At 61.8% G+C, this 3,153-nt stretch carries 2 protein-coding genes; both read left to right on the forward strand.

Translation table 11 applies throughout. The features are described 5' to 3' along the window. The first annotated feature begins 845 nt into the window (after positions 1–845). Positions 846–1,691, forward strand: coding sequence for a site-specific integrase (locus KA354_25245; GenBank protein MBP7937955.1), 846 nt, complete (start codon positions 846–848; stop codon positions 1,689–1,691). Positions 1,692–1,704: 13 nt separating this feature from the next. After that, positions 1,705–2,814 (forward strand): IS91 family transposase, encoded by a 1,110-nt coding sequence (locus KA354_25250; protein ID MBP7937956.1) that lies wholly within the window; start codon positions 1,705–1,707, stop codon positions 2,812–2,814. Positions 2,815–3,153 lie beyond the last annotated feature (339 nt).

The following is a 3,153-nucleotide window of genomic DNA, read 5'->3' on the forward strand; positions in this document are numbered from 1 at the left end:
AGCCAGGCCTTAAATCCCCATAGCTACTGACCAGCCGTTCAACGAAGTTTTTCCGCCGGCGGGGACAACCGCTCCAGCGAGCCGGGAGTCTGTCGCCCGCGGCGGAAAAACTCTATTCGTTTTGCGCGGTAAGTTTACCGCGCAATTTCAGGAGGTTGTTTGCGCATGGCTTGTTTGGCTTCAGCAAGGCTGAAAGTCGAGGAGCATTGCGGATACAACTGCCGACGAACACAAGGGTTGGCGGCGTTCCGCGTGAAAGGCAAAATGGGTTCGTTTTGTCAATACGCCTTTCAGCGGTCAGCGATCACGGTCAGCTATCAGCTCAGACACAAGCGTACGAATTGTCAAAGAACCAGGAGGCGCAGCTCCTTGGCTTACAACACCACCTGTGCTCCGAAACCTCACATCCATACGGAACGCACGGTGAGTGCTCGCTATCCCCGCACCCGTTGATCTCGAAGAAATCAAAGAACGGGGCACCCGCCGCTAAATCATCCTCCAGATCCTCCGCCGACACACTGCTCACAGAGCAGTGGCACACGGTCAAAGTGCTCCGCACGAAGCCAAAGCGGTGTCGCAGCCACCGCACTCCACAGGCGCAGCCGCCGCACTCTATCGCGCCGAGCGGGAGCCAGTCAGGCGTTTGCGAGGCCATCGAGGATCTGGAAAAGCGGCCCACCAAGAAGCTCGAAGCCGTTGAACTAAACCTTCGGTAATCCTAGGAGTTTGCCTCTTCTAGCGGGGCGTCTCCGTAGTCGGGGGTCGATTCAGACCGGACATAAGCTCTCCTTTCCAGGGCCCCCTCGGTTGGGGGTCCATATCCACGTTTAGGAAAGGAGAGCATGATGACCGAGTTGAGACGCCGAATGATCGAGGACATGCAGCTTCACGGATATGCCGGCGGAACGCAAGCGGCCTATGTCCGGGCGGTGCGGCTTCTGGCGGAGCACTACCGCCGCTCGCCGGAGCGACTCACCGAGAATGAGATCCGCGGCTTCTTCATCCACCTGATCCGGCAGCGCCGTCTGACCCGGCCCACCCTCACCATGTATCGTGCCGGGATCCGGTTCTTCTACGAGACCACGCTTCGACGGCCATTGCCCGTGTTCGAACTCATTCGTCCCGAGAATCGCAGGAAGCTGCCGGTGGTGTTGAGCCAGCAAGAGGTCCAGCGGGTGCTGCACCTGATCCGCGACCCCAGGGATCGCATGTGTCTGATCATGATTTACTCCTGCGGGCTGCGTTTGCGCGAGGGCTCCCGGCTGCAAGTGGGGGATATTGACAGCAGCCGAATGGTCGTCCGTGTCCGCGACGGCAAGGGCGGCAAGGACCGTGACGTCCCCTTGCCCCAGCGGTCTTTGCAACTGTTGCGGGATTATTGGCGGCACGAGCGTCCCAGCCCCTGGCTCTTTCCGGACAAGAGCGAAGAGGATCGGCCTCTGCGCGGCCAGAAGGTCTATCACACGCTCAAGGCGGCCCTCCGAAACAGCAAGATCAACAAGCCGGCCAGCGTGCATACCTTGCGGCATTCCTACGCCACGCATCTATTGGAAGCCGGCGTGGACCTTCGCGTCATTCAGGAGGTCCTCGGCCACAAGAGCCCCAAGACGACCGCCATCTACACGCATCTGACCCCCAAGATCCTGGCGGGATTCGTCACCACCGTGAATAGACTCATGGCTGCGCTGTAGGCCCAGAGCAGCCATGCCGGAACTGGCGGAGGTCTTCGCCCGGTACGGGCCGGCCTACCTCGACAGGTACGGTCAGGCCATGCTCCCCAGCCATCGCCGTGCGATGCAGGACATCCTGCGCTGTCGCACCGAGGCGATGGGTGGGCAGGTTTTCTGCTGCAATCGCTGCGGACGCACTCACTATGTCTACCATTCCTGTCGCAATCGCAGTTGCCCGAAGTGCCACCACGAGCAGACCCAAGACTGGCTGGCCCAGCGACGCCAAGAGCTACTGCCAGTCGGTTACTTTCACCTCGTGTTCACCGTCCCCCAGGAGCTACACGCCTGCCTGCGCTCTCGGCAGACCGAACTGTACTCACTATTCATGCAGGCCGCCGCCCAAGCCACCCTCCGGCTCGCCGCCGATCGGCACTATGTTGGAGGGACGGTCGGCATCCTCTGCGTTCTGCACACCTGGGGACGGACCCTGAGCTATCATCCCCACCTTCACTGCCTGGTCACCGGCGGCGGATTCCATGAGCCCAGCCACCAATGGCGGCCAGCCCGGCCGAATTATCTCGTTCCGGTCAAAGCCCTGTCCCGAATGGTCCGGGACACGTTCAAGGACCTGCTGGGATCGAGGCTCAGTACGCTAAACATTCCCGCCTCCGTCTGGCGCCTGCCCTGGAACGTCAACTGCCAACCCGTGCGCGGCAGCACTGACAACGTGCTGAATTATCTAGGCCGGTACGTGCACCGTATCGCCATCACCAACAACCGGATCCTGGTCATCGACGACGGGCGGGTGACCTTCGAGTACCAGGAGACCTCCGACCAGCAGTGGAAAAGGATGACGCTGGAGGCCGAGGAGTTCACCCGCCGCTTCCTCCAACACGTCCTGCCCCAGGGCTTTCACAAGGTGCGCTACTACGGTCTGTGGGCTCCGAAACACCGTCCCCTGTTGCGTCGGCTCCAACTCCTGCTGGCGATCCCTCAAGATTCATGTCCCCGGTCAGACGCACCCGCGAGCAGACTGCTCGTAGCCCCGGAGGATCCCGAGCTCCGCTGGAAGTGTCCCTATTGCGGTGAGGGACGACTCGTGTTCGCCGGCCTGCTGCACCGCCGCGGAAGGGGGCCGCCATGATCCGCCCCCGCGCGCCTCACTACCCACCGCGTGTGCTTTCAACCGCTCAGGCCGACGGACCGCTACCCCTCTGCCACCCCTCACCCAGACCACCCCGATTACCATCCGTCAGACCCTGGTTCGCAGGCACCACATGCCCGGCCCTTACCATTCTTCCTGCCCTCCACCGTCCCGTTGGACCGGCGCCAAGCTCCGTCTCTGTTCTCCCAGCCTCAAGCCAGGCCTTAAATCCCCATAGCTACTGACCAGCCGTTCAACGAAGTTTTTCCGCCGGCGGGGACAACCGCTCCAGCGAGCCGGGAGTCTGTCGCCCGCGGCGGAAAAACTCTATTCGTTTTG

This window comes from Phycisphaerae bacterium (genome assembly GCA_018003015.1).
Taxonomy (GTDB): Bacteria; Planctomycetota; Phycisphaerae; order UBA1845; family PWPN01; genus JAGNEZ01.